The sequence below is a fragment of the Rhodococcus sp. NBC_00297 genome, from assembly GCF_036173065.1.
Taxonomy (GTDB): domain Bacteria; phylum Actinomycetota; class Actinomycetes; order Mycobacteriales; family Mycobacteriaceae; genus Rhodococcoides.
Window position 1 is genome coordinate 441,169 of record NZ_CP108041.1, and the last position, 19,662, is coordinate 460,830.

General features: G+C 68.1%; 21 protein-coding genes. 7 read left to right on the top strand and 14 right to left on the bottom strand.

The features are described from left to right. Positions 1-25: 25 nt before the first annotated feature. Positions 26-1,483 (top strand): DUF349 domain-containing protein, encoded by a 1,458-nt coding sequence (locus OG947_RS02020; RefSeq protein ID WP_328813010.1) that lies wholly within the window; start codon positions 26-28, stop codon positions 1,481-1,483. Positions 1,484-1,493: 10 nt separating this feature from the next. On the opposite strand, the gene OG947_RS02025 is transcribed toward OG947_RS02020, so the two are convergent. Beyond that, positions 1,494-2,075, bottom strand: coding sequence for an Rv2732c family membrane protein (locus tag OG947_RS02025; protein ID WP_037185326.1), 582 nt, complete (start codon positions 2,073-2,075; stop codon positions 1,494-1,496). Continuing rightward, entirely contained in the window at positions 2,063-3,604 is a 1,542-nt protein-coding gene (gene miaB, locus OG947_RS02030; RefSeq protein ID WP_027505131.1) for a tRNA (N6-isopentenyl adenosine(37)-C2)-methylthiotransferase MiaB, read from the bottom strand. The genes OG947_RS02025 and miaB overlap by 13 nt, the downstream gene beginning before the upstream one ends. A gap of 184 nt (positions 3,605-3,788) precedes the next feature. Here miaB and gluA point away from each other — a divergent pair, with 184 nt between their 5' ends. The 4 genes from gluA (at position 3,789) to OG947_RS02050 (ending at position 7,081) form a co-directional block, all read left to right on the top strand. After that, entirely contained in the window at positions 3,789-4,517 is a 729-nt protein-coding gene (gene gluA / locus OG947_RS02035) for a glutamate ABC transporter ATP-binding protein GluA (protein ID WP_027505130.1), read from the top strand. A gap of 37 nt (positions 4,518-4,554) precedes the next feature. After that, positions 4,555-5,388, top strand: a complete 834-nt coding sequence (locus OG947_RS02040; RefSeq protein ID WP_027505129.1) for a glutamate ABC transporter substrate-binding protein — start codon at positions 4,555-4,557, stop codon at positions 5,386-5,388. An 86-nt stretch (positions 5,389-5,474) separates the two neighbouring features. Then, complete coding sequence (locus OG947_RS02045) at positions 5,475-6,155, top strand: amino acid ABC transporter permease (RefSeq protein WP_027505128.1); 681 nt, start codon at positions 5,475-5,477, stop codon at positions 6,153-6,155. Then, complete coding sequence (locus OG947_RS02050) at positions 6,152-7,081, top strand: amino acid ABC transporter permease (protein WP_328813011.1); 930 nt, start codon at positions 6,152-6,154, stop codon at positions 7,079-7,081. The genes OG947_RS02045 and OG947_RS02050 overlap by 4 nt, the downstream gene beginning before the upstream one ends. A 4-nt stretch (positions 7,082-7,085) precedes the next feature. On the opposite strand, the gene OG947_RS02055 is transcribed toward OG947_RS02050, so the two are convergent. The 9 genes from OG947_RS02055 to pgsA form a co-directional block, all read right to left on the bottom strand. Continuing rightward, positions 7,086-7,727 carry a regulatory protein RecX gene (locus tag OG947_RS02055; protein ID WP_442973084.1) on the bottom strand — a complete coding sequence of 214 codons (642 nt, stop codon included), beginning with the start codon at positions 7,725-7,727 and terminating at the stop codon, positions 7,086-7,088. A gap of 17 nt (positions 7,728-7,744) precedes the next feature. Then, positions 7,745-8,791: a recombinase RecA gene (recA, locus tag OG947_RS02060; RefSeq protein ID WP_027505126.1), complete on the bottom strand. Its 1,047-nt coding sequence runs from the start codon at positions 8,789-8,791 to the stop codon at positions 7,745-7,747. A gap of 166 nt (positions 8,792-8,957) precedes the next feature. Next, a complete protein-coding gene (locus tag OG947_RS02065) occupies positions 8,958-9,152 on the bottom strand; it encodes a DUF3046 domain-containing protein (protein ID WP_027505125.1) in 195 nt (64 codons plus the stop codon). A 35-nt stretch (positions 9,153-9,187) separates the two neighbouring features. Next, positions 9,188-10,366 carry a glycosyltransferase gene (locus OG947_RS02070; RefSeq protein ID WP_328813012.1) on the bottom strand — a complete coding sequence of 393 codons (1,179 nt, stop codon included), beginning with the start codon at positions 10,364-10,366 and terminating at the stop codon, positions 9,188-9,190. A 34-nt stretch (positions 10,367-10,400) separates the two neighbouring features. Next, entirely contained in the window at positions 10,401-10,574 is a 174-nt protein-coding gene (locus OG947_RS02075; protein ID WP_027505123.1) for a hypothetical protein, read from the bottom strand. A 198-nt stretch (positions 10,575-10,772) separates the two neighbouring features. Then, a complete protein-coding gene (gene pspM / locus OG947_RS02080) occupies positions 10,773-11,612 on the bottom strand; it encodes a phage shock envelope stress response protein PspM (protein ID WP_328813013.1) in 840 nt (279 codons plus the stop codon). A gap of 31 nt (positions 11,613-11,643) precedes the next feature. Next, positions 11,644-12,462: a phage shock protein PspA gene (gene pspA, locus OG947_RS02085; protein ID WP_027505120.1), complete on the bottom strand. Its 819-nt coding sequence runs from the start codon at positions 12,460-12,462 to the stop codon at positions 11,644-11,646. Positions 12,463-12,623: 161 nt separating this feature from the next. Then, complete coding sequence (locus OG947_RS02090; protein ID WP_027505119.1) at positions 12,624-12,974, bottom strand: helix-turn-helix domain-containing protein; 351 nt, start codon at positions 12,972-12,974, stop codon at positions 12,624-12,626. Positions 12,975-13,175: 201 nt separating this feature from the next. Continuing rightward, positions 13,176-13,730, bottom strand: a complete 555-nt coding sequence (pgsA, locus tag OG947_RS02095; protein ID WP_027505118.1) for a CDP-diacylglycerol--glycerol-3-phosphate 3-phosphatidyltransferase — start codon at positions 13,728-13,730, stop codon at positions 13,176-13,178. A gap of 284 nt (positions 13,731-14,014) precedes the next feature. Here pgsA and OG947_RS02100 point away from each other — a divergent pair, with 284 nt between their 5' ends. Continuing rightward, positions 14,015-14,497, top strand: a complete 483-nt coding sequence (locus OG947_RS02100) for an amino-acid N-acetyltransferase (RefSeq protein ID WP_027505117.1) — start codon at positions 14,015-14,017, stop codon at positions 14,495-14,497. A 37-nt stretch (positions 14,498-14,534) separates the two neighbouring features. After that, entirely contained in the window at positions 14,535-14,819 is a 285-nt protein-coding gene (locus OG947_RS02105; RefSeq protein ID WP_027505116.1) for a YciI family protein, read from the top strand. 76 nt (positions 14,820-14,895) lie between these two features. Here the strand turns inward: OG947_RS02105 and OG947_RS02110 are convergent, their stop codons facing one another. The 3 genes from OG947_RS02110 to OG947_RS02120 form a co-directional block, all read right to left on the bottom strand. Then, complete coding sequence (locus tag OG947_RS02110; RefSeq protein WP_081821174.1) at positions 14,896-15,984, bottom strand: TerC family protein; 1,089 nt, start codon at positions 15,982-15,984, stop codon at positions 14,896-14,898. A gap of 264 nt (positions 15,985-16,248) precedes the next feature. Continuing rightward, the gene (locus tag OG947_RS02115; protein WP_328813014.1) at positions 16,249-18,960 is read right to left on the bottom strand and encodes a DNA translocase FtsK; all 2,712 of its coding nucleotides are present in this window, start codon (positions 18,958-18,960) and stop codon (positions 16,249-16,251) included. Positions 18,961-19,026: 66 nt separating this feature from the next. Further along, the gene (locus OG947_RS02120; protein ID WP_056444917.1) at positions 19,027-19,656 is read right to left on the bottom strand and encodes a TIGR03085 family metal-binding protein; all 630 of its coding nucleotides are present in this window, start codon (positions 19,654-19,656) and stop codon (positions 19,027-19,029) included. Positions 19,657-19,662: the final 6 nt, after the last annotated feature.

Here is a 19,662-nt window from a genome sequence, read left to right on the forward strand (position 1 = left end):
ACGCGCGGCAGAGACGGAGAGAACCATGACCGAGCACGAGACGACCGAGAACGCCCCCGGCGAGGCGCAGGCGAGCCCCACACCTCCCCGGCCCGGGCCCCGACCGGGTCCTCGACCCGGCGGCGCACCGCGCCCGGCGCCCACCCGGCCCAGTGCCCCGGCCGATCCGTCCGCACCGTCGTCGTCCACAGGCGACGGGGAGTCGCACCCGACGCCGCATCCGGCTGCACACCACGTGCCGACGACGCCCGCTGTCGTCCCGGTCGTGACCGATCCGTCCCGCTGGGGCCGGGTCGACGAGGACGGTTCCGCGTGGGTACGTACCACCGACGGAGAGCGGCAGGTCGGTTCCTGGCAGGCCGGTGACGCGGCCGAGGGCCTCGCACACTTCGGGCGCCGCTACGACGATCTCGCCACCGAGGTCGCACTCCTCGAGGCGCGACTCGCCTCCGGCGCCGGCGACGCCAAGAAGACGAAGACCGCCGCCGTCGCGCTCGCCGAGACCCTGCCCACCGCTGCTGTGATCGGCGACATCGACGCGCTGGCAACCCGCCTGCAGGCCGTGATCGAACACTCCGACGAGGTCGCCGCCGAGCATCGCAAGCGCAAGGATTCCGAGCGGACCGAATCGACGGCACGCAAGGAGGCGCTGGCCGTCGAGGCCGAGACCATCGGCAGCGAATCCACGCAGTGGAAGGCCGCGGGTGACCGTCTTCGCGTGATCCTCGAGGAGTGGAAGACCATCCGCGGCGTCGACCGGAAGGTCGACGACGCCCTGTGGAAGCGCTACTCCAAGGCACGGGAGGCGTTCAACCGCCGCCGCGGCGCGCACTTCGCCGATCTCGACCGCGAACGCGGTGCCGCCAAGGTGCGCAAGGAAGAACTGGTCGCCAAGGCCGAGGAACTGTCGTCGTCCACCGACTGGGTGGGCACCGCGCAGGTGTTCCGCGATCTCCTGACCGAGTGGAAGTCCGCCGGCCGGGCTCCCCGCGACGCCGACGACTCGCTGTGGCAGAAGTTCAAGGGCGCCCAGGACGTGTTCTTCGAGGCACGCAACGCGGCTCAGTCCGAGCAGAACGCGGAGTTCGAGCAGAACGCCGAGGCGAAGGAACGGCTGCTGGCCGAGTCCGGTCACATCGACCCGTCCAAGGACATCGAGGCGGCCCGCGCAGCACTGCGGACATTGCAGGACAAGTGGGACGCCATCGGCAAGGTCCCGCGCGAGAAGATGCACGATCTCGAGGGCAAGCTCCGCGCGATCGAGAAGCGCGTCCGCGACGCCGCCGACTCCGAGTGGCGACGCACCGACCCCGAGGCGATGGCGCGCGCGGCTCAGTTCCGCGAGCGGGTCGCGCAGTTCGAGGAGCAGGCCCAGAAGGCCGAGGCCGCGGGCAAGGCCAAGGACGCCGAGAAGGCCCGTGCGCAGGCACAGCAGTGGCGCGAGTGGGCCGACGCCGCCGACAGCGCCCTCGGCGGTCTGTGACTCCGGAGGATCAGTTGTCGCGGCGCCGGGACGTGTCCAGCACGTTCTCGCGCCGCGCCTCGTCCATCACGGCCGCGTCCCGCCGGGCGGCGGCAGCCGCCCACTGAGCGTTGGAGCGGTTCCACACCACCTTGAACCAGTGGAACGCCAGCACGACCACGAGCAACCAGCCGAGGACGAGGCCCAGCCCGGGGCCGGCCCCGGTGAGGCCGACAGGAACGGTCTGACGCGACCAGATGGCCAGGATGCCCAGCACCGTCGCCACCCCGGACCCGTAGAGCGCGACCCAGGCCAGCGCCCAGCGTTGAGTGACCAGGGCGAGAGCCGAGAAGCCGACCGCGAACACCAGGGTCAGCCACACGAAGATGCGTGACGGCAGTGCCACCGACTCCGCCACGGCGTCCTCGTCGTGCACCAGCACGTCCCACGCGTTGGCCGAACCTGTGTGCGGCAGTGCGAAGCTCAATAGCAGCAACAACACCACCACTGCCACGACGACGGCGCGGACCCCCGGGTCGATACGACCCGAGATCCGCTTCTCGGCGGCCGCCGGATCGGACCCGGTCGTCGGCTCGGTACTCACAGTGAACATCCCATCGTCGTGACCGGCTCGGGCGCCGGGGCGCCGACGGACGGCAACCCCAACCCGACACCGACCGGTGCGGTCCGGGGCATCGTGCCCCGCTCGTGTCGGTCGCCGGCCGTGGTGCGCCGGTGCGAGCGCACCGGGACGTCGGCGACCAGGTGATAAGGCTTCGCGTCGGTCACCGTGGTGACGACGACGTCGCCGGGCCGGACGGCGCGGTCGATGGCGCCCGTCGGGGTGAAGTGCACGAGTCGCCCGTCGCGGGTGCGTCCACTCATCCGCTCGGTGACGGCGTTCTTGCGTCCGGCCCCGTCGGCGACGAGCAACTCCACCTCGGTTCCGACGACGCGACGGTTCTCCTCGTGGGAGATCTCCTCCTGCAGAGCGGCGAGCCGTTCGTAGCGTTCCTGCACGACGGCCTTCGGCACCTGATCCGGCATGTCGGCGGCCGGCGTTCCCGGTCGCTTGGAGTACTGGAACGTGTAGGCGCTGCTGAAGCGAGCGCGACGGACGACGTCGAGGGTCTCCTGGAAGTCCTCCTCGGTCTCCCCGGGGAAGCCCACGATGATGTCCGTCGTCAGTGACGCGTGCGGGATGGCTTCGCGCACCCGGTCGATGATGCCGAGGAACTTCTCCTTGCGGTACGAGCGGCGCATGGCACGCAGCACGCGGTCCGATCCGGACTGCAGAGGCATGTGCAGCGTCGGGCACACGTTGGGCGTCGACGCCATCGCCTCGATGACGTCGTCGGTGAACTCGGCGGGATGCGGCGAGGTGAACCGGACGCGCTCGAGACCGTCGATCTCCCCGCACGCGCGCAGGAGCGATGCGAACGCACCCCGGTCACGCGGCTGCTCGGGATCCGCGAACGAGGCGCCGTACGCGTTGACGTTCTGTCCGAGCAGCGTCACCTCGAGCACACCCTCGTCGACGAGGGCCTGCACCTCGGCGAGGATGTCGCCCGGCCTGCGGTCGACCTCCTTGCCGCGCAGTGCGGGCACGATGCAGAAGGTGCAGGTGTTGTTGCACCCCACCGAGATGGACACCCACCCGGAGTAGGCGGAGTCGCGCTTGGCCGGGAGAGTCGAGGGGAACGCGTCCAGTGACTCGAGGATCTCGACCTCGGCGCGCTGGTTGTGGCGCGCCCGGTCGAGCAGCGCCGGCAGGGATCCGATGTTGTGGGTGCCGAACACGACGTCCACCCACGGCGCCTTCGTGACCACGACGTCGCGGTCTTTCTGTGCGAGGCACCCACCGACGGCGATCTGCATGTCGGGGTTCTCGTCCTTGGCCGGCCGGAGTTGGCCGAGGTTGCCGTACAACTTGTTGTCGGCGTTCTCGCGTACCGCACACGTGTTGAAGACGACGAGATCGGGGGACGACCCGGAGTCGGCCTTCTCGTAACCAGCCTCCTCGAGAAGGCCGGACAGTCGTTCGGAATCGTGCACGTTCATCTGGCAGCCGTACGTGCGCACCTCGTAGGTGCGCGCAGTCCCGGACCGCGCAGGCAGGGTCTGGGTGTCGATCGTGTCCACCCCTCCAGGGTACGGCGGCGCTCGAACCCGACCCACCGAGCGGTCCGAGTAAAGTTTCCATTACATATCCGCGGTCCCCGCACCAAAACGAGCAGTGGCGGAGGAAACTACCTCTAGGGTCATCGCCATGACCCACCCTGACGGCGAGCGCGAACATCGCTCGTCCACAGCATCGTCTGCCCCCATGATCGCGATGCACGGCGTGCAGAAGCACTTCGGTGATCTGCACGTCCTCAAGGACATCGAACTCGACGTTCCCAGCGGCCAGGTCGTCATCGTCCTCGGCCCCTCCGGGTCGGGTAAATCGACGTTGTGCCGCACCATCAACCGGCTCGAGCCCGTCGACGAGGGCACCATCGAGGTCGACGGCAAGGCACTTCCCTCCGAAGGCAAGTCGCTCGCCGCGCTCCGCGCGGACGTCGGCATGGTCTTCCAGTCCTTCAATCTCTTCGCGCACAAGACGATTCGTGAGAACGTCATGCTCGGGCCGACGAAGGTCCGCAAGATGAAGAAGGACGAGGCCGAGAAGACCGCGCAGCGTCTGCTCGAACGCGTCGGCATCGCCAACCAGGCCGACAAGTACCCGGCGCAGCTCTCCGGCGGCCAGCAGCAACGTGTCGCCATCGCGCGTGCACTCGCCATGAACCCCAAGGTGATGCTCTTCGACGAGCCGACCTCGGCGCTCGATCCCGAGATGGTCAACGAGGTGCTCGACGTCATGACGTCGCTGGCCAAGGAGGGCATGACCATGGTGGTCGTGACCCACGAGATGGGCTTCGCCCGACGCGCCGGCGACCGTGTCATCTTCATGGCCGACGGCCAGATCGTCGAGGACACCGATCCCGAGACCTTCTTCACCACACCGAAGTCCGATCGCGCCAAGGATTTCCTCGGCAAGATCCTGAGTCACTGATCTCCCACCCGCTCGTCCCAACTTCTGGAGGATCTCGATGAGAATCACCCGTACCGCCCGTGTCGGCGTCGCCGCACTCGCGCTCGCCTTCGCCGCCACCGCGTGTGGTGGCGACGAGGCCACCAGCGCGTCGTCCAGCGCCGAGAGCGGCAAGCTGACCGTCGGCATCAAGTTCGACCAGCCGGGCCTGGGCCTGCGCACCCCCGACGGCTCGTTCAGCGGCTTCGACGTCGAGGTCGCGAAGTACGTCGCCGGCAAGCTCGGTGTCACGCCGGAGAACATCACGTTCAAGGAGTCGCCGTCGGCGCAGCGCGAGACGCTGATCGAGAACGGTGAGGTCGACTACATCGTCGCCACCTACTCGATCACCGACGCCCGCAAGGAGAAGGTCGACTTCGCCGGACCGTACTTCGTCGCCGGACAGTCGCTCCTCGTCGCCGACGGCAACACCGACATCACGGGCCCCGAGTCGCTCAGCGGCGGCAAGCGCCTCTGCTCCGTCTCCGGCTCCACCCCCGCGCAGAAGGTCAAGGACCAGTACGCGCAGGACGTGCAGCTGCAGGAGTTCGACACTTACTCCGCCTGTGTCGAGGCACTGCGCAACGGCGCCGTCGACGCGGTCACGACCGACGACATCATCCTGGCCGGCTACGCGGCTCAGTACCCGGGTGAGCTCAAGGTGGTCGGCGAGCCGTTCACCGAGGAGCGCTACGGCATCGGCCTGGCCAAGGGCGACGACGAGACCCGCACCAAGATCAACGACGCGATCGACGCCATGATCGAGGACGGGTCGTGGCAGAAGGCATTCGAGGACACCGTCGGACCGTCCGGGTACCCGCTGCCCGCACAGCCGACCGTCGATCGCTACTGATCACCACTCTTCGCGAGACCCGAACGGGCGGTTCACACCGGTGAACCGCCCGTTCGACTCGTCACCGCTCTCGGAAGGAGTCGCCGGTGGACATACTGAGTGACTACGCGCCCGAACTCCTCGACGCGTTCTGGATGACGATCAAGCTGACGGTGCTCTCCGCCATCGGCGCTCTCGTCCTCGGCACCCTGCTCGCGGCGATGCGGGTCTCCCCCGTTCCCGTCGCGCGGTGGATCGGTGCCACCTACGTCACCATCTTCCGCAACACCCCGCTCACGCTGATCCTGCTGTTCTGCGCCTTCGGCCTCTACCAGACCCTGGGCGTCACGCTCGCCGATCAGGCGTCCCCGACCGGCCAGGCGGACAACAACTTCCGGCTCGCCGTTCTCGGTCTCAGCATCTACACGGCCTCGTTCGTGTGCGAGTCGCTGCGGTCCGGAATCAACACCGTGAACGTCGGTCAGGCGGAGGCCGGGCGTTCGCTCGGTCTGACGTTCTCGCAGAACCTGCGCTTCATCGTGCTCCCCCAGGCGTTCCGTGCGGTCATCGGCCCGCTGGGCAGCGTGCTCATCGCCCTGACGAAGAACACGACCGTCGCCGCGGCGATCGGCGTCCTCGAAGCGGCCATCCTGATGAAGGAAATGATCGAGAACGAGGCGGCGATCTTCGTCGTCGGCGGTATCTTCGCGCTCGGCTTCGTCATCCTGACCTTCCCCACCGGCCTCTTCTTCGGCTACCTCGGCAAGCGATTGGCGGTTGCCCGATGACCACAGCGAACGCACCTCTGAGCACCGAGGCACCGCCGAAGAAGGTGGCCTCGGCCGAACGCGCGACCGTTCTGTACGACGCGCCCGGCCCCCGCGCGAAGGTCCGCAACCACATCATTTCCGCGGTGGTAGCGGTCCTGGTGTTGCTGGTCGCCTACGTGATCTACGCGAAGCTGGACGAGAAGGGCCAGTTGACGTCGGAGAAGTGGAGCCCCTTCACCGAGTCCTCGACCTGGACGACATACCTGATTCCCGGCATCCAGGGGACGCTGATCGCCGCGTTCCTGTCCATCGTGTTTGCGCTGATCCTCGGCGCGGTCCTGGGGATCGCTCGCCTGTCCGACCACCGGCCGGTGCGACTGGTCGCGGGATTCTTCGTCGAGTTGTTCCGCGCCATCCCGGTGCTGATCCTGATGATCTTCCTGTACCAGTTCTTCGCCGAGTACCAGGTGTTCAAGTCCCGCTACCTCGCTCTGGCTGCAGTGGTGACCGGCTTGACGCTCTACAACGGTTCCGTGATCGCGGAGATCGTGCGATCCGGCATCAAATCGCTTCCCAAGGGGCAGATCGAGGCCGCCATGGCGATCGGTCTGCGCAAGGGTCAGATCATGCGCATGATCCTGCTTCCGCAGGCGGTCACCGCCATGCTGCCGGCCATCATCTCGCAGATGGTCGTGGCGTTGAAGGACTCGGCGCTCGGGTACATCATCGGCTACGTCGAGGTGGTCCGGTCGGGACAGCAGGTCGGTGCCTTCTACGGCAACTTCCTGCCGGCGCTGATCATCGTCGCGATCATCATGATCATCCTGAACTCGTTGTTGACCTACCTGGCCACGAAGGTCGAGAAGCGACTACGCCGGGCGAAGAAAACTCCGGTTCCGGTGGACCAGGGAGCCGCATCCGCCACGGGCGGCGCCCGGATCTGACGTTCTAGTACTCGAGGCCTTCGGAATCGTTTCCGAGGGCCTCGAGTTCGTCTTTGACCACCTCGAACGCCATGCCCCGGGCGAAGCCTCGGCGCGCCAGCATCGATACGAGCTTGCGAACCACCTTGTCCCGCTGTGCACGACGTTCCCGCGGGTCCTCGATGTCGTCGCCGAGACTCGACCGCAGAGCCGGAGCCCGCAGCTTCTTGACCACCAGGTCGCGGGCGCGCTCACGCTCGTCCTCCGGCTCGATGGTATCCAGCGCTTCGGCGGCGATACCGGGTTCGATTCCCTTGGTGCGTAGTTCTGTGCGCAGCGCCTGCTTGCCTCGGCCCGAGTACGTGTGTCGCGAGCGGACCCACTGATGGGCGAAGTCGCGATCGTCGACCAGCTTGATCTCGGTCAGCCTGTCGAGCACGGACGTGATGATCTCGTCCGTGAATCCTTTGGCGGCCAACCGCTGTTCGAGCTCGGCGCGGCTCCGGGCGCGATCGGTGAGCAACCGCAACGCGGCATCCTTGGCCTGCACCGCCGTGCCCCCGCCCGGGGGCGGCGTCTCGCCCGATCGGCGGCCGGAACGGGACCGGGCGCCCGACGTACGTCGGGCGCCCGGTGCACGCGAGTCCGGAAACTCGTCGTCGTTCACAGTCGAGAGACCTGCTGTCAGAAGTCGACCGGAGCAGCGACGGCCTCGTCGGGCGTACGCACGTCTGCACCGATGCCGAGCTTCTCCTTGATCTTCTTCTCGATCTCGTCACGGATGTCGGTGTTCTCGAGCAGGAACTTGCGTGCGTTCTCCTTGCCCTGGCCCAGCTGATCACCCTCGTAGGTGAACCAGGAGCCGGACTTGCGCACGAAGCCGTGCTCGACACCCATGTCGATGAGCGAGCCTTCCTTGCTGATGCCCTTGCCGTACAGGATGTCGAACTCGGCCTGCTTGAACGGCGGCGACACCTTGTTCTTGACCACCTTGACGCGGGTGCGGTTACCGACTGCGTCGGTTCCGTCCTTGAGCGTCTCGATACGACGGATGTCCAGGCGCACCGATGCGTAGAACTTCAGCGCCTTACCGCCCGTCGTGGTCTCGGGCGAGCCGAACATGACGCCGATCTTCTCGCGCAGCTGGTTAATGAAGATGACCGTGGTGCCGGACGAACTGATGGCGCCGGTGATCTTGCGCAGGGCCTGGCTCATCAGGCGGGCCTGCAGACCGACGTGACTGTCACCCATCTCGCCCTCGATCTCGGCACGGGGAACCAGGGCTGCCACGGAGTCGACGACCAGGATGTCGATGGCACCGGACCGGATCAGCATGTCCGCGATCTCGAGCGCCTGCTCACCGGTGTCCGGCTGGGAGACCAGCAGCGCGTCGGTGTCGACACCGAGCTTGGCGGCGTAGTCCGGATCGAGGGCGTGCTCCGCGTCGATGAACGCGGCGATGCCGCCGGCGGCCTGTGCGTTGGCGACCGCGTGGAGCGCGACCGTCGTCTTACCCGAGGACTCCGGGCCGTAGACCTCGACGATGCGGCCGCGCGGGAGTCCGCCGATGCCGAGCGCGACGTCCAACGCGATCGAACCCGTGGGGATGACGGCGATGGGCACACGGGCCTCGTCGCCGAGACGCATGACCGACCCCTTGCCGAAGTTCTTGTCGATCTGCGCGAGCGCGAGATCGAGCGCCTTGTCCCGATCGTATGCAGCTGCAGCCATCATGGTCTCCTTCTCGAAGTTCTTGTCCCCGAAGCGTCTGTACCCCGTCGATCTGTCGCCAAGGTAGAGGGGGGTACCGACAAGAACCGCTGCCGTGCGATTCCCGTCGACTCTGCACACGACTATAAGCGAACAGGTGTTCGATACCCAGCGACACGCCGGAGGTTCACCACCGCGATCGGGGAACGTCGAACTCGACGCACAGTGCGCGCCACACGTCCTTCGGATCCTCGCCGTCCTCGATGGCCTGCGCGGCGGTGCGGTTCCCGAGGCTCAGCAGCAGGTGGTCGACCAGCATCGAGTCCCCGGTCACGGTTCCGAACTGTTCGGCGACACGGTCGTGGAAGTCGGTCAGGCGCACCATGTCACCGTAACCCGGGACGTCCGCGCTCCCCCTCAGCGCGGGCGGGAGTCGACCGTCACGCTGCGGCACACCGCGACGGGATCCTCGACCGCGGCGGCGGTCGCCGCGGCACGACCTGCCGCGGCGGCGTACGTCGAGTCGTTCAGCACCCGGTCGATCGCCTCCGCCACGGCGTCGGCGGACACCGGACGCACGATCGTGGCGCTTCCTTGCCGGGCCGCGCGGTTGGCCAGTTCCCACTGATCTCCCCCGCCGGGGATCACGACCACCGGGACGCCGGCGGACAGCGCCTTCGCCAACATCCCGTGGCCGCCGCCGCACACCACGACCGACGCCAGCGGCAGCAGCGCGTCCTGGCGCCCCAGTCCGCCCACCGCCCAGGACGGTAGACCGGCCGGAACGTCGTCCACCGTGGTGATCACCAGTCGACGACTCCGGCCGCGCGCACGTGAGGCCGCCGTCGCCTCGACAGTGGCCTCGACCATGGACACGGCGCCGGTCGCGGCCGTCGACGGTGCCAGCAGGATCAGCGGTTCGGTCCCCGGCGGCGGGTCGAGGAGAGCGGTCGTCGGCTCCCACAACAACGGACCGACGACCCGCGCCTCGGCCGGCCAGTCCGTCCGCGGCACCTCGAGCGCGGGGATGGTCGCGACGAGGCGCCGCGCGGGGCCGGGGTCCGACGCGGGCAGACCGACGCCCTCGCGCGCCCGAGCGCGCTGCGCCAGCCCCGCTCGGACGGAGCGGTCCGTCAGAGCTCGCATCACGGTGTCCCGCAACCGACCTCGCAGTCCCGTGCCCGGTGCGAGACCACTCCCGATCGGGGGCAACGACACGGAGGGCCGGTAGAGCGGGTGCGGAGACAGTTCCACCCAGGGAACTCCCAGCCGCTCGGCGGCGAGACCGCCGCCGGCCGTGAGAATGTCCGAGACCACCAGATCGGGAGCCGCCTCGGAGAGCACCCGCAGCAGCATCGAGGACATGTGGGCCGCTCGCTCGTGGATTCTGCGGCCGGCGTCCGCGTCGTCGTCCTCGGGTCGCGGTTCCAGTCCCGGCAGCAGGCGAGTGTCCACCCCGTCCGCTCGCGCGGCGTCGAGCCACCGATGGCCGGTGTAGACCACGGCCGTCTCTCCTGCGGCCGTCAGCGCCTTCGCGAGCGCGATGGCAGGGAAGGCGTGCCCCGCATCGGGGCCGGCGACCACCGCGACGAGCATGGGCGAAGCCTAGGTCAGCGCGGCACCGGGGACGTCAGAAGGGTGACTTCGCCGAGTCGCGATCGCCGCTCATCGCGCGGAAGAGGAAGTAGAGACCGGTTCCCACCACGGCCAGCGCCACCAGGGGGAACAGCGCCTTCAGCAGGGCGCCGAGAACGACGATGCCGATCCACACCAGAACGATCGCACCGAGAATCTTCCAGAACATGTCGAACTCCTTCTCGTCGGGGACTCTCGTCGCCGGCCGCGGTGGAGTTCACCGGCGATCCGTCGACGAGTTCGACACTGCCAGAACCGAACTGGCACAACACCGAATCGTCCCGGAGTTCAGGGTGAAGATCGGGGTCGACCCCGAGGACGGTACGTCGATCTCAGGGTCGCGGTCGGGGTGAGACCGTCGCCGAGGTCAGGGCTTCTGCAGGTGCTCGAGGCCGAATGCCCAACCCTCGAGGCGATCGGACGCGAACTGGAGGGCGTCCCGTCGCGCGTCGAGTGCGGTGAGCGAACCGGAGGAGCCCGGCGCGGTGAGCAACGCAGCCGCGGCGACGAGCCCGTCGAACTGGTGCACACCGTCCGCCAACCGGGCCGCGGTGGACCCGATGGACCCGGACAGATGGACCGCTGCAGCGGGACTTCCCAGCGCTGCTCTCTCCATCGCGACGATGTCGTGCGCGACCTCGGTCAGGGCTGCCGACGCGGCCGCGGCGATCCGGGTCGTGTCGTGCACGTCGTCCGCGGCGACCGCCCCGGATCGAGCGAGGATGCCCGTCAGCTCGTGCAGACTGCGTTCGGCGGCCGCGAGACGTTCGATGGGCTCGCGAGCGGCGGAGCCCACCGGAGGCAGAGCACGGCGGACCGGCGTTGCTGCCGGCAGTGGCTGGGCCCGCAGCCGTCGGTAGGCCGCCGCCGCGGCCACGGCGGGCACCGCGAACAACACCGTGGTGCCCGATCCCCCGACGACGATCCAGTCGGGTGCGGACGTGGCCGCCACCGTTACGGTGGCGACGCCCATCGACCCGGACGCCGCACCGAAGAGCGTGGCCCGCCGGCGAGTCCGACGGATCCGCCGTTCGGCCTTCTTCCGCGGGTCGTTCCACGACTTGGCGGCGTCGAGGAACGGCCGCGTGACGTCCACGACGCCACGAGCCCGGGCGCGCACCAGGTCGGCCGCGCGCCCCACTTCGGCCGGAGCAGCGGGCCGCTCGTGCCACAACGGCCGTCGGTGCGGGTCGCCGTGTCCGGACATCAACGCTCCGTGAGGGTCTCGTGCAGGCAGATCAGTTGGCCTGAGGAGGCTCGGGGGTCGCCTGCGGGGACGACAGGTTCTTCTGCGTGGACACGCCGTCCGCGGAGGGGCCGGCGGTGAGCGAGTCGCCCGCCATGGAGGCACGGATCTGCTCGAGGCGGCTGTGTCCGGCCATCTGGACGCTCGCCTGCTGGACCTCCATCATGCGGCCCTGCACGGAGTTCTGAGCGAGCTCGGCGGAGCCGAGCGCGTTGGCGTAGCGGCGCTCGATCTTGTCCCGGACGGCGTCGAGGCTGGGCGTGTTGCCCGGTGCGGACAGCGTGGAGTCCATCGAGCGGAGCGACTCGCTGACGCGCTCCTGCATCTTGGCCTGCTCGAGCTGGCTGAGCAGCTTGGTGCGCTCGGCGACCTTGGCCTGCAGCGTCATGGCGTTCTGCTCGACGGCCTTCTTGGCCTGGGTGGCGGCCTGGAGCGCCTGGTCGTGCAGAACCTTGAGGTCCTCGACGCTCTGCTCGGCGGTGACCAGCTGGGCCGCGAACGCCTCGGCGGCATTGGTGTACTGGGTGGCCTTCTCGACGTCGGCAGCCGCATTGGCCTGGTCGGCGAGGGTGACGGCCTGGCGCGCATTGGCGTTCAGCTTCTCCACCTCGTCGAGCTGGCGGCTGAGCTTCATCTCGAGCTGGCGCTGGTTACCGATGACCGACGCGGCCTGCTGCGAGAGCGCCTGGTGCTGACGCTGAGCGTCCTCGATGGCCTGCTGGATCTGGACCTGCGGATCCGCCTTCTCGTCGATCTTGGAGTTGAACAGAGCCATCAGATACTTCCAGCCCTTGACGAAAGGATTGGCCATCGGTTCTTCCTGCCTCCATGTGATCCGCCGCGTACGCGACCCGGCTGGCGACCGTCACCGCCGGTGATGCTGCGCGTGTCCGGGACACGCGGTCTGTCTGTGATCGGTACCCGCCATGATCCCATGTCGAACCACGAATGGTCGGAAACGGGACGCGAAGATCAGGCAGCGGCGAGTGCTCGCGCGGTCGGGGCCGGGATGACCACGCGCGTCTCGTCCGAGATGTGGGCCGCACCGCGCTCGGCGGGAACACCCGTCGACGCGGCCGCACTCGCCATCGTGTCCGTGAGCGATTCGCTCACATCGAACAGAACGTCCGACAGTGGGACGTCGAGGGCATCGCAGATGGCGTTGAGCAGTTCGCTCGACGCCTCCTTGCGGCCACGCTCGACCTCCGAGAGATACCCGAGGCTGACGCGCGCCGTGTTGGAGACCTCGCGCAACGTGCGGCTCTGAGCGACCCGTGTGCGGCGAAGACTGTCGCCCAATGCCTCACGCAAGAGCAGCGCCATGTGGCCCCTCCTTCATCGTGTTCGAACTACGTCGTGGTCGACCGCGGGAACGCCTGTCGGTGCACCGTCGCTCGACCCTCGTCCACCTACAACGCCGGAACGGTCCGATCGGTTCCCGCGACGCGTGTGGACACCCGTCGGAACGGGTGAGAGAACCCTAACCCCCGCCCGCGATCCGCACGCGGCGGAGCACCGGACGGCTCATCGCCCGTCGTGTGGTGTCCGGACCCGCGGCCGCACTGCCTGCACCACGTAGTCGAGGCCTGTGATCACGGTCAGCGCCACGGCCACGATCATCAGCACCATCGCTGCTGGGATCACAGCGTCGGGAAGCGGCAGAACGTAGACCCCGATGGCCACGCTCTGGACGAGGGTCTTGAGCTTGCCGCCGCGTCCCGCGGGGATGACACCGTGCCGCAGGACGGCGAACCGCAGGAGCGTGATGCCTATCTCGCGGGCACCGATGACGAGGGTGATCCACCAGGGCAGGTCCCCCAGCATGGACAGTCCGACCAGGGCCGCCCCGATCAGTGCCTTGTCGGCGATGGGGTCCGCCATCTTGCCGAACTCCGTCACGAGCCCGTGCTTGCGCGCCAGTTGGCCGTCGATGCGATCGGTGATCGCCGCGACGACGAAGATCCCGAAGGCCGCGAGCCGCCACCCGGTCTCCTGGCCACCGTCCGCGAACAGAGCCCACAGGAACACCGGGACCAGCGCGATCCGCAGGACGGTCAGGACGTTGGCGATGTTGAGCAGTGGAGCCGGAGTGAGCGGGCCCGAGCCGACGACGGCGTCCGGCGTCGGCGCGGACGCGTCACCGGGGCCACGACCGACGTCGTACTGAGCGCTCACGTCGCCGAGCCCGCTCTCGGGACGTGACGTGAGTTACCGGCGCGGGACACACGGTCACAATATCGGTACGCCCGATGACTACTGTTCACCCCATGACTTCCGACCTTGATCCGGAGACGGACTCCCGGGCGGCGCAGGATCGCGCAGACGTCCGGACCGCGTCCGGGTCCACCACCGAGCGCGTGCGCCTGCGCCGTGCCCGCACCTCCGACATCCCGGAGATCAAGCGACTCATCGACATCTACGCGGGCCGGATCCTGCTCGAGAAGAATCTCGTGACCCTCTACGAGGCGGTCCAGGAGTTCTGGGTCGCCGAGGTCGACGGTGTCGTCGCCGGCTGCGGCGCGCTGCACGTGCTGTGGGCGGATCTCGGCGAGATCCGCACGGTCGCCGTCGATCCGTCGGTCAAGGGCCACGGCGTGGGCCACCTCATCGTGTCCCGGTTGATCGACGTCGCCCGCGAACTGCAGCTCTCCCGCATCTTCGTGCTCACCTTCGAGGTGCCGTTCTTCGCCCGCCACGGGTTCTCCGAGATCGACGGGACCCCGGTCACCGCCGAGGTCTACGCGGAGATGTGTCGCTCGTACGACACCGGTGTCGCCGAGTTCCTCGATCTCAGCTACGTCAAGCCGAACACTCTCGGCAACACCCGCATGCTGCTCACGCTCTAGATCACCCACCACCCGCTCACACCGCAGGAGAACATCGATGGCCCATTTCCTCGTCAACTACACGTACTCGTCGGCCACCGCCGAGGGACGCGACCGCGTCCGCGCCGAGCACCGCGACTGGCTGCGGGATCTCCTCGCTCGCGACATCGTGGTGGTGGCGGGGCCGTACGCGGACGACAGCGGCGCCACCATCATCGTCAAGGGTGAGAGTGCGGACCAGGTGGGAACGCTGTTCGCCGAGGACCCGTTCGCGGTGGAGAAGCTCGTCGACGCCGTGGCGATCCAGGAGTGGAAGCCGGTGATGGGCGTCCTCGCGGAGTGACCCGCCCTCCGGCACCCGCCGGACACACGAACAGCCCGGCACCTCTCGGTGCCGGGCTGTTCTCGTGCGGGACGGATCAGCGCGAGTCGCGCTCGGTGTCCGTGACGCCGGTCGACGTGGTACCGGTCGAGGCGGCCGTGGTGTCGTCGCCGAGGACCGGGCTTCCGGTCTCGCCGTCCTTCACCGCGGGCTTCGCGTCGCCGCGGGTCTTGAGCAGGCTGGCCACGGTGGTGACGATCAGGATGCCCATGATGACACTGAGCGACACTCCGGTGCTGATCTCGGGGACCGACAGGTTCTCGCCGCCGTTGATGAAGCCGAGCTCGTTCTCGTGGAGCGCGTGGAGGACGAGCTTGACGCCGATGAACGCCAGTACCAGGGACAGGCCGTAGGACAGGTAGACCAGGCGGTCGAGCAGTCCGCCGATCAGGAAGTACAACTGGCGCAGACCCATGAGGGCGAACGCGTTGGCCGTGAAGACGATGTACGGCTCGGTGGTGAGACCGTAGATCGCCGGGATCGAGTCCAACGCGAACAGGATGTCGGTGAAACCGATGACGACCAGGGCCAGCAGCATCGGGGTGACCACGCGCTTGCCGTCGATCTTCACCGTCAGACGATCACCGTGGTACTCGTCCGTGGTGGGGAGGATCTTCTTGGCGAACTTCATGATCTTGGTGTCCTGCTGGACCTCGTTCTCCTCCTCTTCCCCGGCCTCCTTGATGAGCTTGTAGGCCGTGTAGATGAGGAACGCACCGAAGAGGTAGAAGACCCAGCTGAAGTTGTTGATGGCCGCGGCACCGAGGGCGATGAAGCCACCGCGCATCACGAGCGCCATCACGATGCCGATGAGCAGCACCTTCTGCTGGTACTGACGCGGTACGGCGAACGTCGTCATGATGATGAGGAAGACGAACAGGTTGTCGACGCTGAGCGCCTTCTCGGTGACGTACCCGGCGAAGTACTCACCGCCGTAGGTCGCGCCGTACTGCCAGAACACGATTCCGCCGAAGATGATGGCGATCGTGATGTAGACGACGGACCACGTCGCCGATTCCTTGAAGGTCGGCTCGTGGGGGGTCTTCACGTGAGCGAAGAAGTCGAAGACGAAGAGTCCCAGGATCACCACGATGGTGACGATCCAGACTGTGGACGAGACATTCATGTGAGCAACTACCTCCGGTAGTCCATGGGTGGGCTCCGGAGGTCTCTCCCACAGAACCAGTGATGATGTCTCGTGTGACCACTGTGTCTGCCGATGACCCGGATCGAGGCAGGGCTCGATCGTGCTGACGGGTCCTTCGCAAGCTGGGGATACTCCCCTCCTGAGAACAACCATGCCACAGCCCCGGCCGTATGGAGGCACGCGAAGGGTAATGCACAGGTAAAACTCAGCTAGCGTGAGAGTCAATTCACAACGGGGCCACCGTCACTCGTCCGGATTGTCCGACTCTCCCGGATCCCCGCCCTTGATCGACCACAGCAGCCCGTCCAACTCGTCGGGCTTGACCAGGACGTCGCGGGCCTTCGATCCCTCGCTCGGGCCGACCACGCCGCGCGTCTCCATCAGATCCATGAGCCTGCCGGCCTTGGCGAAGCCGACGCGCAACTTGCGCTGCAGCATGGACGTCGAGCCGAACTGACTCGTCACGACGAGTTCGACGGCTTGGAGCAGCACGTCGAGATCGTCGCCGATGTCGGCGTCGACGTCCTTCTTCTCCGCGGCCTTCTGCGCGGTGACGCCCTCCTGGTACTCCGGCTCCGCCTGGTTCTTGGCGAAGTCGACGACCGCGGTGATCTCCTCGTCGGTAATGAAGGCACCCTGCAGACGGGTGGGCTTGCCCGCGCCCATCGGCAGGAACAGGGCGTCGCCCATACCGATGAGCTTCTCCGCACCCTGCTGATCCAGGATGACGCGGGAGTCGGTCAGCGACGACGTGGCGAACGCGAGCCTGGACGGGACGTTGGTCTTGATCAGGCCCGTGACGACGTCGACGGACGGGCGCTGGGTCGCGAGCACGAGGTGGATGCCGGCCGCGCGCGCCTTCTGCGTGATGCGGACGATCGCCTCCTCCACGTCCCGCGGCGCGGTCATCATCAGGTCCGCGAGCTCGTCGACGATCGCGAGGATGTACGGGTAGGGCTTGTAGACGCGCTCGCTGCCGAGCGGTGCGGTGATCTCGCCCGACTTCACCTTCTTGTTGAAGTCGTCGACGTGGCGCACCCTGTTTGCCTGCATGTCCTGGTAGCGCTGCTCCATCTCCTCGACCAGCCAGGCGAGGGCCGCGGCAGCCTTCTTCGGCTGCGTGATGATCGGCGTGATGAGGTGCGGGATCCCCTCGTACGGGGTCAGCTCGACCATCTTGGGGTCGATGAGGATCATCCGGACCTCCTCCGGCGTCGCCCGCGCGAGCAACGACACCAGCATGGAGTTGACGAAGCTCGACTTGCCCGAGCCGGTGGAGCCCGCCACCAGGAGGTGCGGCATCTTCGCGAGGTTGGCGCTGACGAAGTCGCCCTCGATGTCCTTGCCGAGGCCGATGACCAGAGGATGGTGATCCTTGCGGGTCGAGGGCGCCGTCAGCACGTCGGCCAGGCGGACCATCTCGCGGTCGGAGTTGGGCACCTCGATGCCCACCGCCGACTTGCCGGGGATGGGGGCCAGCAGACGCACGTTGTCGGTGGCCACCGCGTACGCGATGTTGCGGGCGAGCGCCGTGATCTTCTCGACCTTGACGCCCGGTCCGAGCTCGACCTCGTAGCGCGTGACCGTCGGTCCGCGGGTGAAGCCGGTGACGGCGGCGTCGATCTTGAACTGCTCGAGGACCTCGGAGATCGCCTCGATCATCGCGTCGTTCGCCTGGCTGCGCGTCTTCGGCGGATCGCCGTCGATCAGCAGGGACAGCGAGGGCAGGACGTAGTCGCCGTCGACGACGCGGTCCACGACGAGTTTGTCGTCCTCCTTCGGCTTCGGCGGAGTCGCCGCGACGACCGGAGTGGGCTTCGGCGTCGGCTCGACCGCCGGTTCCTTCGCACGCGTGCGGACGGGCGGCGGCACCGGCACGTACTCGGTGGGAGCGTCGTCCACCGGTGCCGACTCCTCCACCGGGTACGCGTCGGCCGGCGCGGACGATCGGCGGCGGCGCGACCTCGCCGGCTTCTCGTCGACCGGGTATCCGTCGGCGTCGAACAGGGCCGGGTCGTACTCGTCGTACGAGGAGCCGTAGCCCGCGGAGTCGTACCCGTTCGGTGCGAAGTCACCGAGGTGCGACTCCTCCTCCCAGTCCTCGTAGTCGCTGTACTCGTCGCCGCGGTTCGCCGTACCGAACAGGGTCCGCAGACGCGCGGGGATGTCGCGCACGGTCGTCCCGGTGAGGAGAAGGACGCCGAACAGGACCGCGAGCAGGAGCAGCGGCACGGCGAGCCAGACGGTGACCCCGCTGCTGAGCGGACCGCCGACGACGAAGCCGACGAAGCCGCCGCCGGACGCACGCCCGGCCAGGTCGTCCGGTGATCCGGAACCCAGATGCCAGAGTCCGAGCATCGGCAGGCCGACGAGCAGAGACCCGAGGACGAGCCGGGGGCGGTCGTCGGGAGCGGGTTCGGTCCGCATCAGGGCTACGGCGACGCCGATGCCGAGCAGCGGCAGCAGGATGGCCGCGCTGCCGACGACGGCGCGCAGCCCGATCTCGATCCACTCCCCGACCGGGCCACCGGCCGAGAACCAGAGACCGGCGGCGACGACCACGCTGACCGCGAGGCACCCGAGGGCGATGCCGTCGCGGCGGTGGCCGTGTTCGATGTCGGCGGCCTTGCCGACGGTGCGAGTGGTGGCACCGAGTCCGCGCGCGGCGAGGCCCCACCCCTTGCCGATGCCGCGACCCACGGAGTTCAGGGCCGCGCGACCGGGCGAGATCGTGCGCTTGGGGGCGCTGCGAGGTCGGGCTCCGGACGACGACCGTGCGGTACCGGACGAGCGAGTCGCCGGGGTGCGCCCGGTGGACGACCGGGGGGCGGTGGGCTTGCGCGGCGTCGTGACCGTCCGCCCGCGTCCGGTGGAGGCACCACTCGTGCCGGTGCCTGCCTTGCTCGATCCGGCCGCGCCGGATCGGGACGCGCGCGTACTCGTCTTGCCTGCCATACCCGTCAGGCTAGTCGGTCGACCCCATCCGGACCATCCGCAACACCAGTAACAGCTCGACCGCTGTCACACACCGCGGTCGAGGCCCTTCACCGCGGCGACGTCCGCTTGGTCGCCGTCGAACTCCAGCACCACCGCATCGCGGCCGAACGCGTGCAGCACCAGCTCCGACGGCTCCCCGCGCAGCGCCACCCGGCGCGAGGCCGACTTCTTCCCGAACGTCCGCCGACGACCGTCCGGGGTCTCCACGTCCACGGCCACGGGGGCTCCCCTGTAGGCGACACGGCCGAGCAGACCCAGCAGACCCCACAGGGCGGTCTGCATCTCGGCGCTCAGTTCTCGCGGAGTCGGTGCGGATCCGTCGGCCCGCCGGACGTCCTCGTGGTGGACGAACATCTCCCCGAGGTTGATCTGCGCGTCGAGGAGCTTGTACGGCGACCACACCGGAGGTCCCGTGCGCACGTCGTCGACGAGACCCACCCACTCCCCCGCGGCGACCGAGTCCTGCACGCGGCGCGTGTACCCCGCCAGCGGCGGTAGGAAGATGCCCGGAGCCGCATCCAGGCGGCGTTCGCGGATCACCAGATGCGCCGCAAGATCCCGGACGGTCCAGTCACCGCACAGGGTGGGAGCGTCCGGACCGACCTTCGCCATCGTGTCGGCCAGTTCCAGACGTTCGTCGTGCGCAAGGCTCATGACACA